The sequence below is a fragment of the Salipiger pallidus genome, assembly GCF_014643635.1.
GTDB lineage: Bacteria > Pseudomonadota > Alphaproteobacteria > Rhodobacterales > Rhodobacteraceae > Salipiger > Salipiger pallidus.
The window spans coordinates 833,085-853,219 of sequence record NZ_BMJV01000001.1 but is presented as its reverse complement, the minus strand read 5'-3'; the positions used below and the strand labels follow the sequence as shown (position 1 = coordinate 853,219).

17 protein-coding genes are annotated in these 20,135 nt (G+C 65.7%); 11 read left to right on the top strand and 6 right to left on the bottom strand.

Annotated elements, in window-relative coordinates; all coding sequences use genetic code 11:
• The first annotated feature begins 95 nt into the window (after window positions 1–95).
• Complete coding sequence (gene cysE / locus IEX41_RS04170; protein ID WP_188788938.1) at window positions 96–914, top strand: serine O-acetyltransferase; 819 nt, start codon at window positions 96–98, stop codon at window positions 912–914.
• A gap of 88 nt (window positions 915–1,002) precedes the next feature.
• Here the strand turns inward: cysE and IEX41_RS04165 are convergent, their stop codons facing one another.
• From IEX41_RS04165 to pdhA, 4 genes are all read right to left on the bottom strand, one after another.
• Window positions 1,003–2,193, bottom strand: a complete 1,191-nt coding sequence (locus tag IEX41_RS04165; RefSeq protein WP_188788937.1) for an MFS transporter — start codon at window positions 2,191–2,193, stop codon at window positions 1,003–1,005.
• Window positions 2,194–2,558: 365 nt separating this feature from the next.
• Complete coding sequence (locus IEX41_RS04160; protein WP_188788936.1) at window positions 2,559–3,896, bottom strand: pyruvate dehydrogenase complex dihydrolipoamide acetyltransferase; 1,338 nt, start codon at window positions 3,894–3,896, stop codon at window positions 2,559–2,561.
• Window positions 3,897–3,909: 13 nt separating this feature from the next.
• Window positions 3,910–5,295, bottom strand: a complete 1,386-nt coding sequence (locus IEX41_RS04155) for a pyruvate dehydrogenase complex E1 component subunit beta (RefSeq protein WP_188788935.1) — start codon at window positions 5,293–5,295, stop codon at window positions 3,910–3,912.
• Between the two features lie 18 nt (window positions 5,296–5,313).
• Window positions 5,314–6,336 (bottom strand): pyruvate dehydrogenase (acetyl-transferring) E1 component subunit alpha, encoded by a 1,023-nt coding sequence (gene pdhA / locus IEX41_RS04150; protein WP_188788934.1) that lies wholly within the window; start codon window positions 6,334–6,336, stop codon window positions 5,314–5,316.
• 422 nt (window positions 6,337–6,758) lie between these two features.
• Here pdhA and IEX41_RS04145 point away from each other — a divergent pair, with 422 nt between their 5' ends.
• The 7 genes from IEX41_RS04145 (at window position 6,759) to IEX41_RS04115 (ending at window position 15,147) form a co-directional block, all read left to right on the top strand.
• Window positions 6,759–7,313 (top strand): helix-turn-helix domain-containing protein, encoded by a 555-nt coding sequence (locus tag IEX41_RS04145; protein WP_188788933.1) that lies wholly within the window; start codon window positions 6,759–6,761, stop codon window positions 7,311–7,313.
• Window positions 7,314–7,516: 203 nt separating this feature from the next.
• Complete coding sequence (locus IEX41_RS04140; protein WP_188788932.1) at window positions 7,517–8,044, top strand: GNAT family N-acetyltransferase; 528 nt, start codon at window positions 7,517–7,519, stop codon at window positions 8,042–8,044.
• Between the two features lie 203 nt (window positions 8,045–8,247).
• A complete protein-coding gene (gene rpiA, locus IEX41_RS04135; protein WP_188788931.1) occupies window positions 8,248–9,030 on the top strand; it encodes a ribose-5-phosphate isomerase RpiA in 783 nt (260 codons plus the stop codon).
• 303 nt (window positions 9,031–9,333) lie between these two features.
• Window positions 9,334–10,791 carry an FAD-dependent oxidoreductase gene (locus tag IEX41_RS04130; protein ID WP_188788930.1) on the top strand — a complete coding sequence of 486 codons (1,458 nt, stop codon included), beginning with the start codon at window positions 9,334–9,336 and terminating at the stop codon, window positions 10,789–10,791.
• Between the two features lie 74 nt (window positions 10,792–10,865).
• Window positions 10,866–12,011, top strand: a complete 1,146-nt coding sequence (gene hflK / locus IEX41_RS04125; RefSeq protein ID WP_188788929.1) for an FtsH protease activity modulator HflK — start codon at window positions 10,866–10,868, stop codon at window positions 12,009–12,011.
• 3 nt (window positions 12,012–12,014) lie between these two features.
• Window positions 12,015–13,103: an SPFH domain-containing protein gene (locus IEX41_RS04120; protein ID WP_188788928.1), complete on the top strand. Its 1,089-nt coding sequence runs from the start codon at window positions 12,015–12,017 to the stop codon at window positions 13,101–13,103.
• A 565-nt stretch (window positions 13,104–13,668) separates the two neighbouring features.
• Window positions 13,669–15,147 (top strand): DegQ family serine endoprotease, encoded by a 1,479-nt coding sequence (locus tag IEX41_RS04115; RefSeq protein WP_188788927.1) that lies wholly within the window; start codon window positions 13,669–13,671, stop codon window positions 15,145–15,147.
• 429 nt (window positions 15,148–15,576) lie between these two features.
• On the opposite strand, the gene IEX41_RS04110 is transcribed toward IEX41_RS04115, so the two are convergent.
• Window positions 15,577–16,533: a hypothetical protein gene (locus IEX41_RS04110; protein WP_188788926.1), complete on the bottom strand. Its 957-nt coding sequence runs from the start codon at window positions 16,531–16,533 to the stop codon at window positions 15,577–15,579.
• Window positions 16,534–17,102: 569 nt separating this feature from the next.
• Entirely contained in the window at window positions 17,103–17,657 is a 555-nt protein-coding gene (locus IEX41_RS04105) for a peptidoglycan-binding domain-containing protein (protein ID WP_188788925.1), read from the bottom strand.
• A 200-nt stretch (window positions 17,658–17,857) separates the two neighbouring features.
• On the opposite strand from IEX41_RS04105, the gene IEX41_RS04100 reads away from it, so the two are divergent.
• The 3 genes from IEX41_RS04100 to IEX41_RS04090 all read left to right on the top strand — a co-directional run bounded on the left by IEX41_RS04100 (window position 17,858) and on the right by IEX41_RS04090 (window position 20,054).
• Entirely contained in the window at window positions 17,858–18,181 is a 324-nt protein-coding gene (locus tag IEX41_RS04100; RefSeq protein WP_188788924.1) for a 2Fe-2S iron-sulfur cluster-binding protein, read from the top strand.
• A 104-nt stretch (window positions 18,182–18,285) separates the two neighbouring features.
• Window positions 18,286–18,978: a VCBS repeat-containing protein gene (locus IEX41_RS04095; RefSeq protein WP_188788923.1), complete on the top strand. Its 693-nt coding sequence runs from the start codon at window positions 18,286–18,288 to the stop codon at window positions 18,976–18,978.
• A 263-nt stretch (window positions 18,979–19,241) separates the two neighbouring features.
• On the top strand, window positions 19,242–20,054 hold the full coding sequence (locus tag IEX41_RS04090; protein WP_188788922.1) for a TIGR00282 family metallophosphoesterase: 813 nt from the start codon (window positions 19,242–19,244) through the stop codon (window positions 20,052–20,054).
• Window positions 20,055–20,135 lie beyond the last annotated feature (81 nt).

Sequence of the window (20,135 nt, the reverse complement as noted above, 5' to 3'; positions counted from 1 at the left end):
GATCCATCACGCAATCCGATCGGATGCATGACGCTTTTGCGTTTCTGGACCTCCGGCCTATCTGCTAGTATGGGCGGAGCGAACGGAGGTATCCCATGGCCGAAACCCGCGCAAAGATCGCAGAACTGGACCCGGTCTGGGCCCGCATCACCCAGGAAGCCGAAGCCGCCGTCGCGGCCGAGCCTCTGCTGGGCGGAATGGTCCATGTCTCTGTGCTGCACCACGCCACCATCGAGGGCGCGCTTGCCTTTCGCATCGCGATGAAACTCGCCAACGGCGAGATGTCCGACCAGATCCTGCGAGAGATCTGCGACAAGGCCTATGCCTCTGATCCGTGGCTGGCCCGCGCCGCCCGCGCCGACATCCGCGCCACCTTTGAACGCGATCCGGCCTGCCACCGGTTTCTCCAGCCGCTGCTCTATTTCAAGGGGTTTCAGGCGATCCAGTGCCAGCGCGTCGCGCATTGGCTCTGGGGGCAGGGGCGTCAGGATCTCGCGTTCTTCATCCAGATGCGCACCTCCGAGGTGTTCGGCGTCGACATCCACCCCGCCGCGAAAATCGGGCAGGGCATCATGCTCGACCATGCCCACTCCATCGTCATCGGTGAAACCGCCGTGGTGGGCAACGACGTGTCGATCCTGCATTCGGTGACCCTTGGCGGCACCGGCAAGGAAGACGAGGACCGCCATCCCAAGATCAGTGATGGCGTGCTCATCGGGGCCGGGGCGAAGATCCTTGGCAATATCCGCATTGGTGCAGGCTCGCGCATTGCGGCGGGCTCTGTGGTCCTCGAAGAGGTGCCGCCCTGCAAGACCGTTGCGGGGGTGCCCGCGAAGATCGTCGGGGATGCGGGCTGCGATCAGCCGTCCCGGGACATGGATCAGAAGCTGACCGGCTGCAATTGCTCAGGCTGAGGCCATCACATCGCCAGACATGAAAAAGGGCCGGTCATCGCGGGATGACCGGCCCTTCTGTTCTATGGCTCTCGCTTCGGTCCGGGGTTCAGCAACCGGCCAAGGCCCGCTTGTCGCGGCGGGGCCTGGCATCAAGCCATGCGATGCCCAGAACGAGGATGCCGCCCAGGGCAAGGGCCGCGGCCACGTGGCCCGTGACGCTCCAACCGTAGCCGGCGCTCAGCGCCATGCCGGCCAGCCACGGACCCAGCGCGTTTGCCGCGTTGAAGGCCGCGTGGTTGAGCGATGCGGCAAGGGTCTGGCCGTCGCCCGCCACGTCCATGAGGCGCATCTGCAGCGGGATCACGAGGCCGGCGGTGAGGCCCAGCACCATGACGGTGATGGACATGGCCACCCAGTGGCCCATGACCGCCGCGTAAACCATCGAGCAGATCACCATGCCGACGAGGATCACGAGCGCGCCGCCGAAATGCGACCAGTTTGCAAGGCGTCCGGCGTAGTAGTTGCCCGCGGTCGCGCCGATGCCGAAGGCCGACAGGGCCAGCGGGATCACCCATTCCGGCGCACCGGCAGAGTTGATGAGCGCGGCAGAGAAGAACGAGTAGATCGCGAAGATTGCGCCAAAGCCCACGGCCCCCACGGCCAGCGTCAGCCAGACGGCACGGTTGGCGAGTGCCGATAGCTCGCGCAGCGGATTGGCGGCAGGGGCGCCCGCCGCCGCCGGGGCGGCACGGGTTATCATAAGCGCCGACAGGGCAGCGATGACTGCCACAATGATGAAGCACCAGCGCCAGCCGAACATCTGCCCGATGGCGCCTGCGGCAGGCACGCCGATGACATTGGCGACGGTGAGACCCATGAGAACCTTGGCCACCCCTGCGGCCTTCTTGCCCGGAGGCGAAAATTCCGCTGCAAAGAGCATCCCGATCCCAAGGAAGGCACCATGCGGCAGGCCAGACAGCACCCGGGCAATGACAAGGGTATCGAGGCTTGTGGCCGCCGCCGAGAACAGGTTCGCCAGCATGAAGAAGACCATGAGCAGGATCAGCAACAGCTTGCGCGGCAGGTAGCTGCCCAGCACCGCCAGCACCGGCGCGCCGACGACGACGCCGATGGCATAGGCGCTGACCGCGGCCCCGGCCTGCGGCTCGGTCACCTCGAGGCCGGCGGCGTAATAGGGCAGAAGGCCCATGGACGCGAATTCGGTGACGCCAATGGCAAAGGCGCCGGTGGCAAGCGACAGGATCGTCAGTCGGGCCTGGCGGTCGGGCTGATCCATGACGGACCTCCGGAAATCTGGGATAGGGGACGGGCAGGCGCAAATCGTCCTGCCGCGCCGCAGCATCTGTTTACGCTATCACAAGGGAAGGGGGGCTGCACAAGACGCCGCTTTTGCAACGGTGCCATGAGCGCCAAACATACATGCCGGGCAAACCAAACCTTCAACTGGCGTGCAAATTCTCTTCGGCCAAAGCGCGAAGGCTAGGAATGAACGGGCGGCCGATGATTTCCGGCTGTGGCATCAGCTTCGCCGAGCGCCCCGAAAGTCCCACCGTCACGCCGAGGCCAATCCCTGTGGCCCCAATGAAGAACGCCCGCCGCAAGGCTGCGACGGGCGTTCTGAGATTCGTTGCGAGGGCCGGATCAGGCCAGCATCACCATCGGGTTTTCGAGGTTCTCGGCAATCGCCTTGAGCAGCTCTGCACCCAGCGCACCGTCGATGACCCGGTGGTCGACCGAAAGGGTCACGGACATGACCGTGGCCACGCCGATCTCGCCATCTTCGGAGACGACGGGCTTCTTGACGCCCGCACCCACGGCGAGAATCGCGCCATGCGGCGGGTTGATCACCGCGTCGAAGTTGTCGATGCCGAACATCCCGAGGTTCGAGATCGCGAAGCTGCCGCCGACGTATTCATGCGGCGCAAGCTTGCGGTCACGGGCTCGCTTGGCGAGGTCTTTCATTTCCGAAGACAGGGCCGAGAGCGACTTCATCTCGGCATCTTTCAGCACCGGGGTGAAGAGGCCGCCATCGACCGCGACGGCAACCGCCACGTCCGAGGGTTTGAGCTTCAGCATCCGGTCCTGCGCCCAGACGGCGTTCGCATCGGGCACCGACTGCAGAGCAAGCGCGGACGCCTTGATGATGAAGTCGTTGACCGACAGCTTCACGCCGCGCCCTTCGAGCTGCTTGTTCAGCTGGCTGCGGAACTTGAGCAGCGCGTCGAGCTTGATGTCCCGGCGCAGGTAGAAGTGCGGGATGGTCTGCTTGGCCTCGGTGAGGCGGGACGCCACGGTGCGGCGCATGCCGTCGAGCTTGACCTCTTCGTATTCGCGACCGTCGTACATCTTCTTGACCGCATCGGCGCTCGGGCCTGCGGGCATGACAGCGGCATCGGCCTTCTTGGCCTCGGGGGCCGCAGAGGCCGCCTTGGGTGCGTCCGCTTTCGGGGCCTCGGCGTTTTCCACGTCAGCCTTGACGATGCGACCGTGAGGGCCGGAGCCCTTCAGCTGCGACAGGTCGAGCCCCTTGTCGGCGGCGATGCGCCGCGCCAGCGGGGTGGCGAAGATGCGCTTGCCGTCCCCGTCCTTGGGCGCTGCCGGAGCAGAGGCCACGGTGGGCGTTGCGGCGGCGGCCTTCTCGGCGTCCCCTTCGGGAGCCGCCTCGGTAGCCGGCGCATCGGACTTGGCCGACGCCTTCGGCGCCTCGGTTGCGCTGTCGATGTCGTCGGCGCTTTCACCTTCCTCGAGGAGGACGGCGATGGGGGTGTTGACCTTCACCCCCTCGGAGCCCTCGTCGATGAGGATCTTGCCGATGGTGCCTTCGTCGACCGCCTCGAACTCCATCGTCGCCTTGTCGGTCTCGATCTCGGCGAGGATGTCGCCGGAGTTCACGGTGTCGCCTTCCTTGACCAGCCACTTGGCCAGCGTTCCCTCTTCCATGGTGGGCGAGAGGGCGGGCATCAGGATTTCGGTGGGCATGTGTGTGGCTCCCTTACCGATACGTGACAGCTTTGACCGCGTCGATCACCTCGGCGGTGGTCACCAGCGCGTGCTTCTCGAGGTTCGCGGCGTAGGGCATGGGAACGTCCTTGCCCGCGCAGTTGATCACCGGCGCATCGAGATAATCGAAGGCGTTCTGCATGATATAGGCCGACAGGTGGTTGCCGATGGAGCCCACCGGGAAGCCTTCCTCAACGGTCACGCAGCGGTTGGTCTTCTTCACGCTCTCGATCAGCGTGCCGTAATCGATCGGACGCAGGGTCCGCAGGTCGATCACCTCGGCGTCGATGCCATCCTCGGCCAGCTGGTCCGCTGCCTGAAGCGCATATTGCATGCCGATGCCGAAGGAGACGATGGTCACGTCCGACCCTTCGCGCCAGATCTTCGCCTTGCCGAAGGGCACGGTGAAATCATCCATCACCGGCACGTCGAAGGACCGGCCGTAGAGGATCTCGTTCTCGAGGAAGATCACCGGGTTGGGATCGCGGATCGCCGACTTGAGCAGACCCTTGGCGTCCGCTGCCGAGTAGGGCATCGCCACCTTCAGACCGGGGATCATCGAATACCAGGCCGCGTAATCCTGGGAATGCTGCGCACCCACGCGGGCGGCGGCACCGTTGGGGCCGCGGAAGACCATGGGGCAGCCCATCTGGCCGCCAGACATGTACAGCGTCTTGGCCGCGGAGTTGATGATCTGGTCGATCGCCTGCATGGCGAAGTTGAAGGTCATGAACTCGACCACCGGCTTCAGACCGCCGAAGGCCGCGCCGACGCCGATCCCGGCAAAGCCGTGTTCGGTGATGGGCGTGTCGATGATGCGCTTCGATCCGAATTCGGCCAGCAGCCCCTGGGTCACCTTGTAGGCGCCCTCGTACTCGGCCACTTCCTCGCCCATGACGAAGACGTTGGCGTCGGACCGCATTTCTTCGGCCATGGCATCCCGCAGCGCTTCGCGCACGGTCTGCTGCTTCATCTCGGTGCCTTCGGGCCAGTCGGCGGATGCCGCGGCGGCGGGCACCTTCGAGGCGATCTCCTGCGGGCCGGGGGCGGCATCGCCCTTGGGCTCGGCGGGGGCCTTGGCGGCGCTGTCGTCGCTGCCGCTGTCCGAAGAGGTCGCAGCGTCATCGACGCTTTCGCCTTCCTCGACCATCACCGCGATGGGGGTGTTGACCTTGACCCCTTCGGTGCCTTCCTCGATCAGCAGCTTGCCGACGATGCCTTCGTCGACCGCTTCGAATTCCATGGTGGCCTTGTCGGTCTCGATCTCGGCGAGGATGTCGCCCGAGGTGACGGTGTCACCTTCCTTGACCAGCCACTTGGCCAGCGTGCCCTCTTCCATGGTGGGGGACAGGGCGGGCATCAGAATTTCAGTTGCCATTGCTTGGTCTCTCCTGCCTCAGGCGTCGATCGCGTCACCCTGGGGCACGTCGTCGGAATAGATGTCGGTCCACAGCTCGTCGAGCGCGGGCTCGGGGCTTTCCTTGGCGAACTCGGCCGAGGCGTTGACCACGTCCTTGGTCTCTTTGTCGATCGCCTTGAGGTCGTCCTCGGTGGCGTGGCCACCCTGAAGCAGCAGATCGCGCACGTTCTGGATCGGATCACGCTCTTCGCGCATCTTCTGCACTTCCTCGCGGGTCCGGTACTTTGCCGGGTCCGACATGGAGTGGCCGCGGTAGCGGTAGGTCTTGATCTCGAGGATGTACGGGCCCTTGCCGGCGCGGCAGTGTGCCACGGCCTTTTCGCCAGCTTCCTTGACCGCCAGCACGTCCATGCCGTCGACCAGCTCACCGGGGATGCCGAAGGGGCCGCCGCGGGTGTAGATGTCCTCGGTCGAGGTGGACCGCTTCTGCGAGGTACCCATGGCGTACTGGTTGTTCTCGATGACGAAGACCACCGGAAGCTTCCAGATCGAGGCCATGTTGAAGGTCTCGTAGACCTGGCCCTGGTTCGCAGCGCCGTCACCGAAGTAGGTGAAGGTCACGCGGCCGTTCTCGAGGTAGTTGTCGGCGAAGGCGAGGCCCGCACCCAGCGGCACCTGCGCGCCCACGATGCCGTGGCCGCCGTAGAAGTGCTTTTCGCGGCTGAACATGTGCATGGAGCCGCCCTTGCCCTTACTGTAGCCGCCTTCGCGGCCCGTAAGTTCGGCCATCACGCCGTTGGGGTCCATACCGCAGGCCAGCATGTGGCCGTGGTCGCGGTAGGAGGTGATGCGCTTGTCCCCTTCCTCCGCTGCGGCCTCAAGGCCGACGACAACGGCTTCCTGGCCGATGTAAAGGTGACAGAAACCACCGATGAGCCCCATGCCATACAGCTGACCCGCCTTCTCTTCGAAGCGGCGGATGAGCAGCATGTCGCGGTAATATTGCTTGAGCTCCTCGGGTGAAACGTTCGGCTTGGCGGCAGATTTCCGGGCGGCCATGCGATCCCTCCCATGATAGTTTAGTGTTAAACTTTCCGGCACCCTACCGAGTGACGCCCCGGGTGTCAAAGGGCAGGGACAGTGCCCGGTCAAAAAACCGGGTCGGCCCTCGGGGCCCAAGTGCAAGGGTAGGGCGGGGCGATGGCGATGCCAGTCTGCGGCAACACCCCGCCACAGCGCGGCGTTCCGACCAGACGCGCTTCCGCTCTTATGCTGCCTGGGCAAGGCAGCAACAGGTCTGCCCGGAGCCTTGCCATCCTGCAGACGCGCTGACAGATGCGTTCGCGCCCCCGGCCCTGAAGCGGTGCCTGTTCCGCAGGCATCCTCCCATGTTTGGCGCGCAGGCCGCGCCAAGGGGCTTGCCAGATCCGGCCTCTATCAGCAAATTATCCCGATATTGAGAAAAATTCTCGGAGCTTCCCATGTCCGACGCGATCACCGACCGCCTGTCCCATCGCCTCGCCCGGCTACGCGCTGACCGGGGCCTGACGCTGGATCAGCTCGCCGCGCTCAGCGGGGTTAGCAGGGCCGCCCTGTCGCGGCTTGAGAAGGCCGAGGTCAGCCCCACCGCCGAGGTACTGGGAAAGCTCTGCACCGCCTACGGCATGACAATCTCGCGACTGCTTGCCATGGTCGAGGACGGCTTCACCCCGCTGTCGCGCCGGGACAGCCAGTCGGTCTTTCGCGACACTGGCTTCGTGCGCCGAGTGGCATCCCCCGCCAGCCCGGCCCTTGCCGGAGAAGTGCTGGACTGCCGCCTCGATCCCGGCATGCGCATCGCCTACGAGGACAGCCCAGTGCCGGACCTTGAACATCACTTGGTGCTGATCTCAGGACGGCTGCGGGTGACGCTTGGGCAGGAGGCCCATGATCTGCGCCCCGGCGATGCCCTGCGCTACCGGCTGGACGGGCCTTCGGTGTTCGAAACGCCGCCCGACAAGTACGCCCAATACATGCTCTTCCTCGTGGCGCCCTGACTGCGTCGCCCCGTAAGCCGCCCTGTGCCAGCGCGGCCCGCCCACCCGATCGCCGACCGGCCTGCCGACCGATCAACAGGCAGGCAAAAACCAAAGGCCCCATCCGCTGAATGTCTGCAGCATCGGCCATCGTTCTGATCCCCCGCCAGTCACAACAGGCCAGTTACAATCGGCCCCGAGCCGGCCACACCCCGAGGTCCATCATGCACCACCCGATCCGCCTCATCCCGCCCCACGCCGCGCCTGATCATCTCGAGGATCTCGCCATCACGCTTCACGCTTGTGTCACGGACGGCGCCAGCGTCGGCTTCGTCATGCCTTTCACCCCTCCCGAGGCCCGCGCCTTTTGGTGCCATGCGGTCTTCCCGGCGCTCGGTCCCGGCCGCCGCCTGCTCTGGGGAGCTTTCGCCGGAGACACCGTGGTCGGCACGGTGCAACTCGATCTCCAGATGATGCCAAACCAGGCGCACCGGGCCGAGGTCTCCAAGATGCTCGTGCGTCCTTCGCACCGCCGCCGGGGCATTGGGCGCGCGCTGATGCAGACGCTGCTCACCCGCGCCGCCGAGGAAGGCCGCAGCCTCGTCACCCTCGACACGCGCAGCGGCGATGCTGCCCAGCCGCTCTATGCGTCCTGCGGCTTCGAGGTGGCGGGCGAGATCCCCGGCTTTGCCGCTGCCCCCGACGGCGGCCCGCGGCGTGACGCCACAACCTACATGTACCGCCACCTGTGATCCGGGGCATGGTGCGGGCAGGGGCGCCCCCCCCCGGCTTCTTCTCTTTCCAAATACGCCCGCCGGAGGCGTCCCCACCGTCCCACGGGCGGAACGCAACCGGTTGCCGCAATGCCTACGCCGCAATAACCTGTCGCCTGACCACCCTGCGTCTCTTATAAGGCCGCGAACCCAAGATTCTGCTCCAACACCGGGGGACACATATGTCCGGAGACCTTTCGCCCATCGACAAGGCCAAATTCGTGGCCGCACGGCGCGCCGCCGAATTCGTTGAGGACGGCATGCGCGTCGGCCTCGGGACCGGCTCCACCGCCGCATGGCTGGTGCGCTGCCTTGGCGAGCGCGTGCGCGAGGAAGGCATCCGCTTCCGCGGCGTGCCCACGTCGACCCGCACCGCCGAGCTTGCTCGCGAGGTGGGTATCGAGGTCGTCAGCCTCGAAGAGGCCGGCTGGCTCGACCTGACCATCGACGGCGCCGACGAGTTCGACGGAGAACTCAGCCTCATCAAGGGCGGCGGCGGGGCGCTGCTGCAGGAAAAGATCGTCGCCACCGCCAGCGACCAGATGGTCGTCATCGCGGACGCCGCGAAAAGCGTCGAGACGCTGGGCGCCTTCCCCCTGCCGGTCGAGGTCATCCCCTTCGGCTGGACCGCAAGCCAGGCGCTGCTCGAAGAGGCTCTGGTGTCCATGGACGTTCTGGGCCGTCAGACCACGCTGCGCATGAACGGCGATCAACCCTACCATACGGACGAGGGCAACTACATCCTCGACCTGCATCTCAGCCGCATCGGCAACCCGCGCCAGATGGCGCTGATCCTCAACCAGATCCCCGGCGTGGTGGAAAACGGCCTGTTCATCGACATCTGTGACAAGGTGGTGATCGGCTACGGCGACGGGAAGGTCGAGGTGCGCGACATCAACGCCGGCACCGTGGATGAGGATCGCGTGGATTTCGTCGAGGACGACAACCTCTTCCGCGACGTCTGAGGCCCCCGCCGCGTGGCCGGTGCGGCCGGGCTTGCGCGGCAGCGGATCGGAGCGGTCACGGTGCCCGCGGCGTGATGGTGTTCTCGTGAAGGCGGCGTGAACATCGCGCCCCGAACACAGTTCTACGGGGCCATCACGTCTTAGGCTCCGAAAGGCTGCAGCGCGGAGCGGCGAAACGGGCCTGCCGCGAAAGCGGTCATGCGGTGCGTGCGTGGCGGCATCCCGCCCCGCGGCGTCTGGTCATTCCGCCGGTGCTGTGGTCTATCCGGGCGCAAGTGAAGAACAGGTGAGCTGAGGTAAGCCATGAGCGATTTCGACTATGATCTCTTTGTCATCGGTGGCGGCTCCGGCGGGGTCCGCGCTGCCCGCGTCGCGGCTGGAGAGGCGGACGCAAAGGTCGCTCTCGCCGAAGAGGGCCGCTACGGCGGCACCTGCGTGATCCGCGGCTGCGTGCCCAAGAAGCTCATGGTATTCGCAAGCGAATACAGTGCCATGACAGAGGATGCGCGCAATTACGGCTGGACCATCGAGGACGGTGAATTCAAGTGGGGCGGCTTCAAGGAAAAGCTGAACGCGGAGCTCGACCGCCTCGAAGGCGTCTACCGCAAGCTGCTGGCCAACTCCGGCGTCGACAGCTTCGACGCCCGCGCCAGCATCGTGGACCCGCACACCGTGAAGCTCTCGACCGGCGAGACGTTCCGGGCCAAGCACATCCTCATCGCCACCGGTGGCCGTCCAGTCCGCCCCGAGATCCCCAATGCCGATCTCGGCCTCGTGTCCGATGACATCTTCCACCTCGCCGAGCTGCCGAAGAAGGTGCTCGTGGTGGGCGGCGGCTACATCGCCTGCGAGTTCGCCTGCATCCTGCACGGCCTTGGCGTCGAGGTGACACAGTACTATCGCGGCGCGCAGATCCTGCGGGGCTTCGACGAAGAGGCGCGGGGCCTTATCTCCGACGCCATGTCCGAGCGCGGCGTCAAGCTGCACCTCGGCACCGACATCGTCGAGATGCGCTGCGCCACCGACGAGGATTACACAGGGGACGATCAGGGCGCCATCTCCATGGGCACCCGCATGCACGAAGATGCAGTCGCGGACGCGGAAGGTGGCGACGCCAACGGTCCGATCTGGGTCAAGGCCACCAACGGCGACACCGAAATCTTCGATCGTGTGTTCTTTGCCACTGGCCGCCGTCCGAACTCGGACGAGCTTGGCCTCGAGGACCTCGGGATCGAGCTTGGCCGCAAGGGCGAGATCGTGGTGGACGAATACAGCCAGACCGCCGTGCCGTCGATCTACGCGATTGGCGACGTCACCGATCGGGTGAACCTCACCCCGGTGGCGATCCGCGAGGGCATGGCCTTCGTGGAAACCGTGTTCAAGGGTAACCCGACCCCGGTGGATCACGATCTGATTCCGTCGGCGGTGTTCACCCAGCCGGAATTCGGCACCGTCGGGCTGTCCGAGGAGGACGCGCGCGAGAAGGGCCCGATCGAGGTCTACTCGACCTCTTTCCGCCCGATGATGACTGCCTTTGCGGGTCGTCCGGACCGTGTTCTGATGAAGCTCGTGGTCTGCCAGGAGACGCGCAAGGTGCTGGGCTGCCACATCGTGGCCCCCGGCGCAGGCGAGATGATCCAGCTGGCCGGCATCGCCGTCAAGATGGGCGCGACCAAGGAAGATTTCGACCGGACCGTGGCGGTGCACCCGACCATGTCCGAAGAGATCGTCACCATGCGGAAACCGACCCGGACCGGTTGAATTCGCGCAACGAATGCACATTTCTGGACCCAAGTACGGGACCACGGAAATTTGAGGGGAAGGGAAGGAACTTCATGGCAGGAAACAGCGGCGGCCCTTGGGGCGGCGGTGGCGGCAACGGGGGCAACAACCGGCCCCCGAGCGGAGGCGGCAGCGGCGGTGGTCGCGGCCCCAATGATCCACAGATCCCCGAGATCGACGAGCTGATGAAGAAGGGCCAGGAGCGCCTGCGCGTTCTCATGGGGGGACGCGGCAATGGCGGTGGCGGCACCGGCAAGCCTTCGGGCGGCAGCGGTGGCCCCGGCCTGTCGCGCGGCACCATCGGCATCGCGGCCCTCGTGGCGCTTGGCCTCTGGGCTTACATGAGCTTCTACACCGTTCGGCCCGAAGAGCAGTCGGTCGAGCTGTTCCTTGGGGAATACAGCTCCACCGGCAATCCGGGCCTCAACTTCGCGCCGTGGCCATTGGTCACCGCCGAGGTGGTGAACGTGACCTCCGAACGCACCGAAACCATTGGCGGCGGACGGCAGGGTGAAAACGGCCTGATGCTGACCACCGATGCCAACATCGTGGACATCGAATTCCAGGTGGTCTGGAATATCGCCGACCCGGCGAAGCTGCTGTTCAACGTGCGCGACCCGCAGCTGACTGTTCAGGCGGTCTCCGAGGCGGTCATGCGCGAGATCATCGCCGCATCCAACCTAGCCCCGATCCTCAACCGGGACCGTGGCATCATCGCCGACACCGCGCTCGAGCAGATCCAGGCTACGCTGGACGAATACGACAGCGGCATCAGCGTGGTGCGTGTGAACCTTGATACCGCCGATCCACCCCAGGAGGTGATCGACGCCTTCCGCGAGGTGCAGGCGGCAGAACAGGAACGCGACCGGCTCGAACGCCAGGCCGACGCCTATGCCAACCGCGTGGTCGCCGAGGCCCGTGGTGAAGCGGCGCAGATCCGCGAGCAAGCCGAAGGCTACCGCTCTCAGGTGGTCAACGACGCCATCGGTGAGGCCTCGCGCTTCTCCGCCGTGCTCGAGGAATACGCCAAGGCCCCCGAGGTCACTCGCCGCCGTCTCTACCTCGAGACCATGGAGCGCGTGCTGGGTGATGTGGACAAGACCATCCTCGACCAGTCGCTGACTGAGGGCGGATCGGGCGTCGTGCCGTATCTTCCGCTCAACGAGCTGAACCGCAACTCAAACGCGGGGGGGAACTGATCCATGCGCAAGACAACCTACATCCTGCCCGCCATCGTCGTGATCGCCGTGCTGGCGCTGTCGTCGATCTTTGTGGTCGACGAACGGGAAAAGGCGCTGGTGCTCCAGTTCGGCCAGATCAAGTCCGTCAAGGAAGAGCCGGGCCTCGCCTTCAAGGTGCCGTTCATCCAGGAAGTGGTCACCTATGACGACCGCATCCTGTCGCTGGACACGGACACCATCGAGGTGACGCCGTCCGACGACCGCCGCCTCGTGGTGGATGCCTTCGCACGCTACCGCATCTCTGACGTGGTGCAGTTCCGTCAGGCCGTGGGCGTGGGCGGTGTGCGCACCGCCGAGGATCGCCTCTCGGGCATCCTCAACGCCCAGATCCGGGAAACGCTGGGTGCCGATCAGGTGACGTCCGACACCATCCTGTCGGCGGATCGGCGCGAGCTGACCAACCGCATTCGCGACAACGCCCGTGCCTCGGCCCGGTCGCTGGGTCTCGACGTGGTGGACGTGCGGCTGAAGCAGACTAACCTGCCGATGCAGAACCTCGAGGCGACCTTCGCCCGGATGCGCGCCGAGCGTGAACGGGAAGCCGCTGACGAGATCGCGCGCGGTAACGAAGCGGCGCAGCGTGTTCGCGCCCTTGCCGATCGTACCGTTGTCGAGACCGAGTCCGAAGCCAACCGCGATGCCAACGTGACCCGCGGTGAAGCCGACGCAGAGCGCAACGCGATCTTCGCCGAATCCTATGGTGCGGATCCCGAGTTCTTTGCCTTCTACCGGTCGCTCTCGGCTTACGAGCAGGCACTGGGCGGCGACAACTCCACGCTGGTGATGACACCCGAGGGCGAGTTCTTCGAGTACTTCCGCGCGCAGGGTGGGGATTCTCCGGTGGCACTGCCGTCGGCGTCCAATGAGGCGCAAACGCCCGGCGGGGACGAACAGCAGGCGGCGACGGAGACCGACGCCGAAGAGGCGCAGGCCGAGACCGATGCTGAAGATCAGCAGGCGTCGCCTGAGACCGACGACGAAGAGCCTGACACGGGCAACTCGGCGCCGGCAGTGCAAACCCCGGCACCTGCGGCCCCGGCAACCGAATGACACCGCGCCCTCGCGGCAAGACGTCACACTGACCAGAGGGCCGTCCCACCGGGGCGGCCCTTTTTCCTGCCGCTCGCCCGCCATGGCTCCGCGCCAGCAGGTGGCTCCATTGCGGGGGCGCTTGTTCCCGTGGCTGAGACACCCGCGGCAGGGGGCGGTGAGGGCGTGGTCGATATGTCATGCGCTGAAGAGGCTTTGAGCCTGTCGCAAGCTGGCGCACCGCTTGCCCGCTTGGTCAGGCGAACCTCGCTTGTCCGCTATAGCGCACGAAGACTGTCTTTCTTATCGCGTTGCCTGTGCCTGAAGACGTCTGTCTTCCCAGCCACGCGGAACGGTCCCGCTTCCGCATCACCTATGTTCCGATCGGACGTTGCAGCTGACCCCTGCCAGCCCCCACTTCCAGGGATACGCTGACGGCGCTGATGCTCAACGGCGTTTCACATGCGCTTGAAGCCTTGCAACCTTTTCTTCCGTGCTGCCGCAACGGTCCTATGTTAGCCTCATCGTGAGGAGGCAGGCGCGCCGGCGCGCCGTCGGGAAACCTGCCGCAGAGAAGGAGTTCCAGGTGAAACCCCAAGCACTTGCCGTGACACAAGATGGCACCCGGCCACTTAGGCTGTTCTGGCTTGCCACGTTGTCGATGTTTCTGATCGTCTCGCAGGCGCTCATGGCGTCGGCGCAATCCGCGCCCGAGAGCTTTTCCGGCCTTGCCGAGCGCGTGAGCCCCTCCGTGGTGAACATTACCACGTCGACCACCGTGGCTGGGCGTACCGGCCCGCAGGGCATCGTCCCCGAAGGCTCGCCTTTCGAGGATTTCTTCCGTGAATTCAACGAACGCAACGGCGGGCCGGGCGAACAGCAGCCGCGCCGCTCCTCGGCCCTCGGGTCAGGCTTCGTGATCTCGGAAGACGGCTACATCGTTACCAACAACCACGTCATCGAAGGCGCCGACGAGATCGAGATCGAGTTCTTCGAAGGCTTCACGATGCCCGCGACCCTCGTGGGCACCGACCCTAACACCGACATCGCGCTGCTGAAGGTCGAGGCAGACGATCCGCTGAAGTTCGTCTCCTTCGGCAACTCCGACGGAGCCCGCGTGGGTGACTGGGTCATGGCCATGGGCAACCCGCTCGGACAGGGCTTCTCGGTGTCCGCGGGCATCGTTTCGGCACGCAACCGCGCGCTGTCGGGCACTTACGACGATTACATCCAGACCGACGCCGCCATCAACCGTGGCAACTCGGGCGGCCCGCTGTTCAACATGGACGGCGAGGTGATCGGCGTGAACACCGCGATCCTGTCGCCCAACGGCGGCTCCATCGGCATCGGCTTCTCGATGGCGTCGAACGTGGTCGGCAAGGTGGTTGATCAGCTCAAGGAATATGGCGAGACCCGTCGTGGCTGGCTGGGCGTGCGCATTCAGGACGTGACCGACGACATGGCCGAGGCGCTTGGCCTTGCCTCGACCGAAGGCGCGATGGTTTCGGACGTGCCGGAAGGCCCGTCGATGGAGGCAGGCATGCAGGCCGGTGATGTCATCACCAGCTTTGACGGCAAGCCGGTGTCGGACACGCGACAGCTGGTGCGCATCGTCGGCAACACCGAGGTCGGCAAGGCGGTCCGCGTGGTGGTCAATCGCAACGGCACCACCGAGACCCTGTTGGTGACCCTCGGCCGCCGCGAGGAAGCCGAGCGCACCTATCCCGCCAGCCAGGACATGGCGCCTGGGGACGAGCCTGCCGAAGCGCAGGTGATGGGTCTGACCCTGTCGCCGCTGACGCAGGAGCTGCGCGATGAGCTTGGTGTCGACCAGAATGCCAAGGGTCTTGCGGTGACCGACGTGGACCAGTCCACCGAGGCCTTCGAAAAGGGTCTGCGCGCCGGTGACATCATCACCGAAGCAGGCCAGTCCGAGGTTCTGAGCGTGTCAGATCTCGAGACCCGGATCGAGGAATCCCGCGATGCGGGCCGCAAGTCGATCCTGCTTCTGGTCCGTCGCGGTGGCGATCCCCGTTTCGTGGCGCTGTCGCTCGACGAAGAATGATCGGCACCCCTGACTGGGGTAAGACGACGAACAGGAGGGCCGTCCCGCAAGGGGCGGCCCTTTCTGCATAGAAACTCCCATGACTGGGTGTCTGTTCGGAAGAGGCGCTTGAGCCAGTGGACGATGGGTTTGACGGTCGCCGGCCGCTGCAACACTCAGGTCTCAGGTCTCAGGTCTCAGGTCTCAGGTCTCAGGTCTCAGGTCTCAGGTCTCAGGTCTCAGGTCTCAGGTCTCAGGTTTTGTGCAGTGGAGTGCGACACCACCGCTGCGGTTCGGGATGATCCGCTTCGGCCTGCGCTGCGCCCCGCGCGTGACGATCCAAGCGATTGGCCAGTTTGGCCCGATCATTGCAGGACTGGTGGCCGACTGCGTATCAAGGCGCGTCGAGACATGTTCATAGCTGCCGCTTTCGGTCATTAAGCAGCCCTCTCAGACCAACCGCAGCGTATTGCTGCTTACGCTCTGCGCGCCGAGTGAAAGCGTGGCACTGGCATAGTGATCGTAGGTCTGGGTAAAGGTCACCACGGCACCGGTCGCGCGGCTGCTGTCGACGTTGACGGACTGGTCGGCCCAGACCGTGCTTGTGTCCGCGGTGGCGGCAAAGCGTCCCGACTTGTAGTCGCGCCACATGTCCTTGACCATGTCGGTTCGCTTGGCGTTCAGAGCGACCGCCCATGACGCTCGGCGAAAGGCCAGCGCCCGCTGCTGGTCCTCTTCCGTAGCGCCGGTCAGGCGCAGGATGGCCGCACCGCGCAGGGCGTCGATCTCGTGGCGCAGGCGCTCGGGTTCCAGCTGCCCATCCACCAAGGCCCCGATGGCGCGGCGAACAAGACCGTCGCGGGCCTTGTCGTCGCTGGATTGGTCGCTTTCGGTGCCTGCCCGGGCGCGCAGTGTTTCAATCGTCTTGCCGAAATCCGAAACATGCCGCTCGAACCGGTCGAGGGCCATGGTGAGCAGCGGTTGCCCGGCGTCTTCGGCAAGGGCGCGCAGTTCGGATGGGTCGACCGGCTCGCCGACGTCATCCGTCGCCGGCAGGCCGAGCGCTTCGGCCATGACCGCACCAAGGCGGTTGCGCAGCTCGTGCAGTATGTCCTGCCCTCTGGCATCCATGTGGTCCACGAGGCCCTGAGCAAGCTCGGAGCCAGACATGGGCCGTTCGGCGGCCATCCGGGTCAGCGGATCGTCGTAGTCGTGAAGAACCTTGCCCAATCCGCTGTCTCGCACTGTCACGTCCGGGGCCTTGACCCAAGTGGGGCCGTAAGGGGTGGCAGGTGTCAGGCTGACGGTGGTCACTTCCTTGGCCCCGCGTGCGCGCTGGCTGGCCTGCATGGTCGCCGAGAGCGTGCTGAGCGAAAGCGGAGAGAGGGGCGGGGAAAGAAGGCACATGGCGGTGTCCGTTCGGGGTGGCGGCGTGACGGGAATAGGGGGATGGCGCTTGCGTGATGTCCGGCGTGAGGGGCGTACCCAATGCGGTTTGCGGAGTGACGTAGGCTGCTGTGGTCTTTGGTGGATGCGCGACTTAATTGCTGCGTGACGTAGGCGGTGGCCTCAAAGTGACCGCGTTTCGACGGGACGTTTGTGCTCGGGACCCGGCGCAAAACCGGCTGGACGTCGCGCACTGGCCCCGGGCGCAAGATGGGCTGTGTCAGGCGGCACCATTCGCTGTGCCGCGAGCCATCATTGGCTGCACCGTAGGGACGCCATCGGCGGACTGTCAGGACGACCGCGCCGTGAGTCAGGCGCCCTAGGCGCCGCGCTGCCGGTATTGCACAGCGCGTGGCCGGGTCCTCAATGCCGCGTTTCTAGACAGGTCAGCCTGAGAAGACCTGCCTGAGAGACTGGCCCGAGATCAGGATTGCGCGACAAAGGTGAAGGGCAGCCTAAGGACAGCTGGAAAATCCTGGAGCATTCTACGGTTTTGCCCGGCTCCGTGCATCTTGTCCGGCCCGCTAGGTTCAGAAGGTCTCGATATCCTCAAGTGGGGTCGCCACGAGGCCGAGCGTCCGTGCAGTCTCAAGGGACAGCTGTCCGCTCTCGAGGCCGCGCTCGGTCTGGTAGGTCTTGATCGCGGCGCGGGTCGGGGGATCGAAACGGCCAGTGATCTCGCCGTCGAAGCGGCTCCGGGCGGCAAGCGCCCGTTGCAGCGAGGAGATGAACTCGGGCGTCATCTCCTCGGCGCAGGGCGAGCGGAAGCGCAGCTCGCCGCGCGGGGTGACCACGCGCGGCACCGGAGCACGCCGGTAGATCGGCGGGCGGATCACCGTGCCGTCATCGGCGATCTCGGCCTGCACCACCTGCACCTCGCCCATGACATGCTCGTAGACCGCCGGGGTCACCTCGCGAGACCAGCAGGTGCCGTCTGGCATCTTCTCGGGGGCGGGGGTGCTGTCTTCGGGCCATTGGGTGGCAGACGGCTCGCCGCTGTCGCAGGCGGACAAGCCGAGGCAGAGACACAGCAGCAGCGCGCTGGCAGGGCCGGCGGGGCGGCCATACGGAAAGGGGAATGTCATCTGCTCGGGTCTTCTGTGTCGCTTTTGCCTGCGTTTGAGCGGGATGTTAACGGGTTTGGCCGAGGCAGGGAAGCACTCCGCATGCCAGGGATTGGGGTGAATGGGGGCTGCCTACGACGCCGCAACCTTCGAGGGGGCTGGAAAACACCGCGGGCCGGCCTTAGGAATGGCGGGACTTCTGAAACGAGGACGATCAGGCAATGGCGAAGATTACCTACATCGAGCACAACGGCACCGAGCACGTGGTCGAAGTGGCCACCGGCATGACGGTGATGGAAGGCGCACGCGACAACAACATCCCCGGCATCGACGCCGATTGCGGGGGCGCCTGCGCCTGCTCGACCTGCCATGTCTATGTGCATCCCGACTGGCTTGGGAAACTGCCCGAAAAGGATGACATGGAGGTCGACATGCTCGATTTCGCCTTCGAGCCCGACGAGGCCCGCTCGCGCCTGACGTGCCAGCTGAAGGTGACCGATGCGCTGGACGGGCTGGTCGTGCAGATGCCGGAAAAACAGATCTGAAGCGGGCGCCGCGTCTGCCCCTGCGCCGGTGGGGCCGTCCGGCCCGCGGCGCGTGGCCGCCGCCCCGCCGGTGGTGGCCTGGGGCGTCCGCCCTGCACATGACGATGGCGGTGCTGGTCCTTTGGTCTGCGCTGCCTGCTGCCGCCGAGATCGTTGCGGCGGAATACCTCGACCCGGTGACCCGCTACGATCACGGCGTCCTAGGGGATGCGGTGGAGTGGGGGGCCTTGCGGTTGCGGGTGTCCGAAGGCGGCACCTCGCAAGACGTGGTGATCCGGCTGCCGCACACCCGGGTGTTCGAGGATCTTGCCCCACGGCTTGTGGAATTGGGCGGGCGGCGTGCGGCCATGGTGGTTGAGACGGACCTGTCAGAAGGGGCGCGGCTGGCGCTGTATGATGTGGACGGGCTTCTGGCGGCCGGGCCCTTCATTGGTCAGCGGCACCGCTGGCTGGCGCCGGTGGGGGCGGGGGATCTCGACGGTGACGGCCGGATCGAGATTGCCTGGGTGGACCGCCCGCATCTTGCCAAGGTGCTGCGCATCTGGCGCTACCGCGCCGGCAGCGGGCGGCTCGAGGAGGTCGCGCGGGCAGAAGGCTTCAGCAATCACCGCATCGGCTGGGATTACATCACGGGTGGGCTGCGCGATTGCGGAAACGGGCCGGAGATGATCCTCGCCGACGGTGCGTGGCACAGGGTGATGGCAGCGCGGTTGCAGCACGGGCGCATTGAGGCGAAGGCGCTTGGGGCCTATTCCGAAGGCGTGATGCGGGCTGCGATGGCGTGCGATCCGCACTGAGTGGTTGCTCGGTTCTGGCTGATCCGGGCCCTTCGATCCAACCATGGTGCCGAGGCAGACTGCGTGGATTGCATTCCCGGTCACGTCCCGCTGACCGGTTGTCTCGACCGTCCGAACTGACCCGCGATCCTGAACAGGTGTCCCGCCAGATCACTGGCGAGGGGCGCTTTCACGCCTGGAATGCCGCGCCGCGGGACAATCTGCGCAAATAGCGCGAATTTGGCGCTTTGCTTTCCGGGGCACGGCGCTTATCCCATGGCGGCATGAAGCTGCTATTTCTCGGGGATGTGATGGGCCGCGCCGGCCGCGCCGCCATCACGGAACATCTCCCCCGCCTTCGCGAAGACTGGAAACTCGATTTCGTCGTTGTCAACGGCGAGAACGCCTCGAACGGGATGGGGCTGTCGCCGGATCACGCGCGGCTGCTGTTCCAGGCCGGGGCCGACGTGGTGACGCTGGGCGATCACGCCTTCGACCAGAAGGACATGCTCACCTATATCGAGAGCGAGCCGCGCATCATCCGCCCCCTCAACTTTGCCAAGAATGCGCCTGGGCGCGGGGTGGGGCTGTTCCCAGACCGTCGCGGGCGCAAGGTGCTGGTGACGCAGGCGCTGGGGCAGGTGTTCATGAAGCGCGCCTTTGACGATCCGTTCTCGGCCCTCGACGGGGTGCTCAGCCGCTATCCGCTGGGCGGTCAGGCGCAGGCCATCGTGGTCGACGTGCATTGCGAGGCGACCTCCGAGAAGATGGCCATGGGGCATTTCTGCGATGGCCGGGCGAGCCTTGTGGCAGGGACACACACCCACGTGCCAACCGGCGACGCGCAGGTGTTGCCCAAGGGCACCGGTTACCTCACGGATGCGGGCATGTGCGGCGACTACGATTCCGTCATCGGCATGGACAAGGTCGAGCCCATGCGCCGCTTTGTCACCGGGATGCCCAAGGGCCGCTTCCAGCCGGCATTGGGCGAGGCGACGGTATCGGGCTTCTACGTGGAGACCGATGAGCGCACGGGCAAGGCGGTGACCGTCAAGATGGTCCGGCAGGGTGGACGGCTGGAACAGTCCGGTCCCTGATCGCTTTGCGGCGCTGTCTCTGGCCATGGCCTCGGGGCTGACCGTTGCGGGCATGTCCCGGTGGTCCGGGTGCAACCCGAG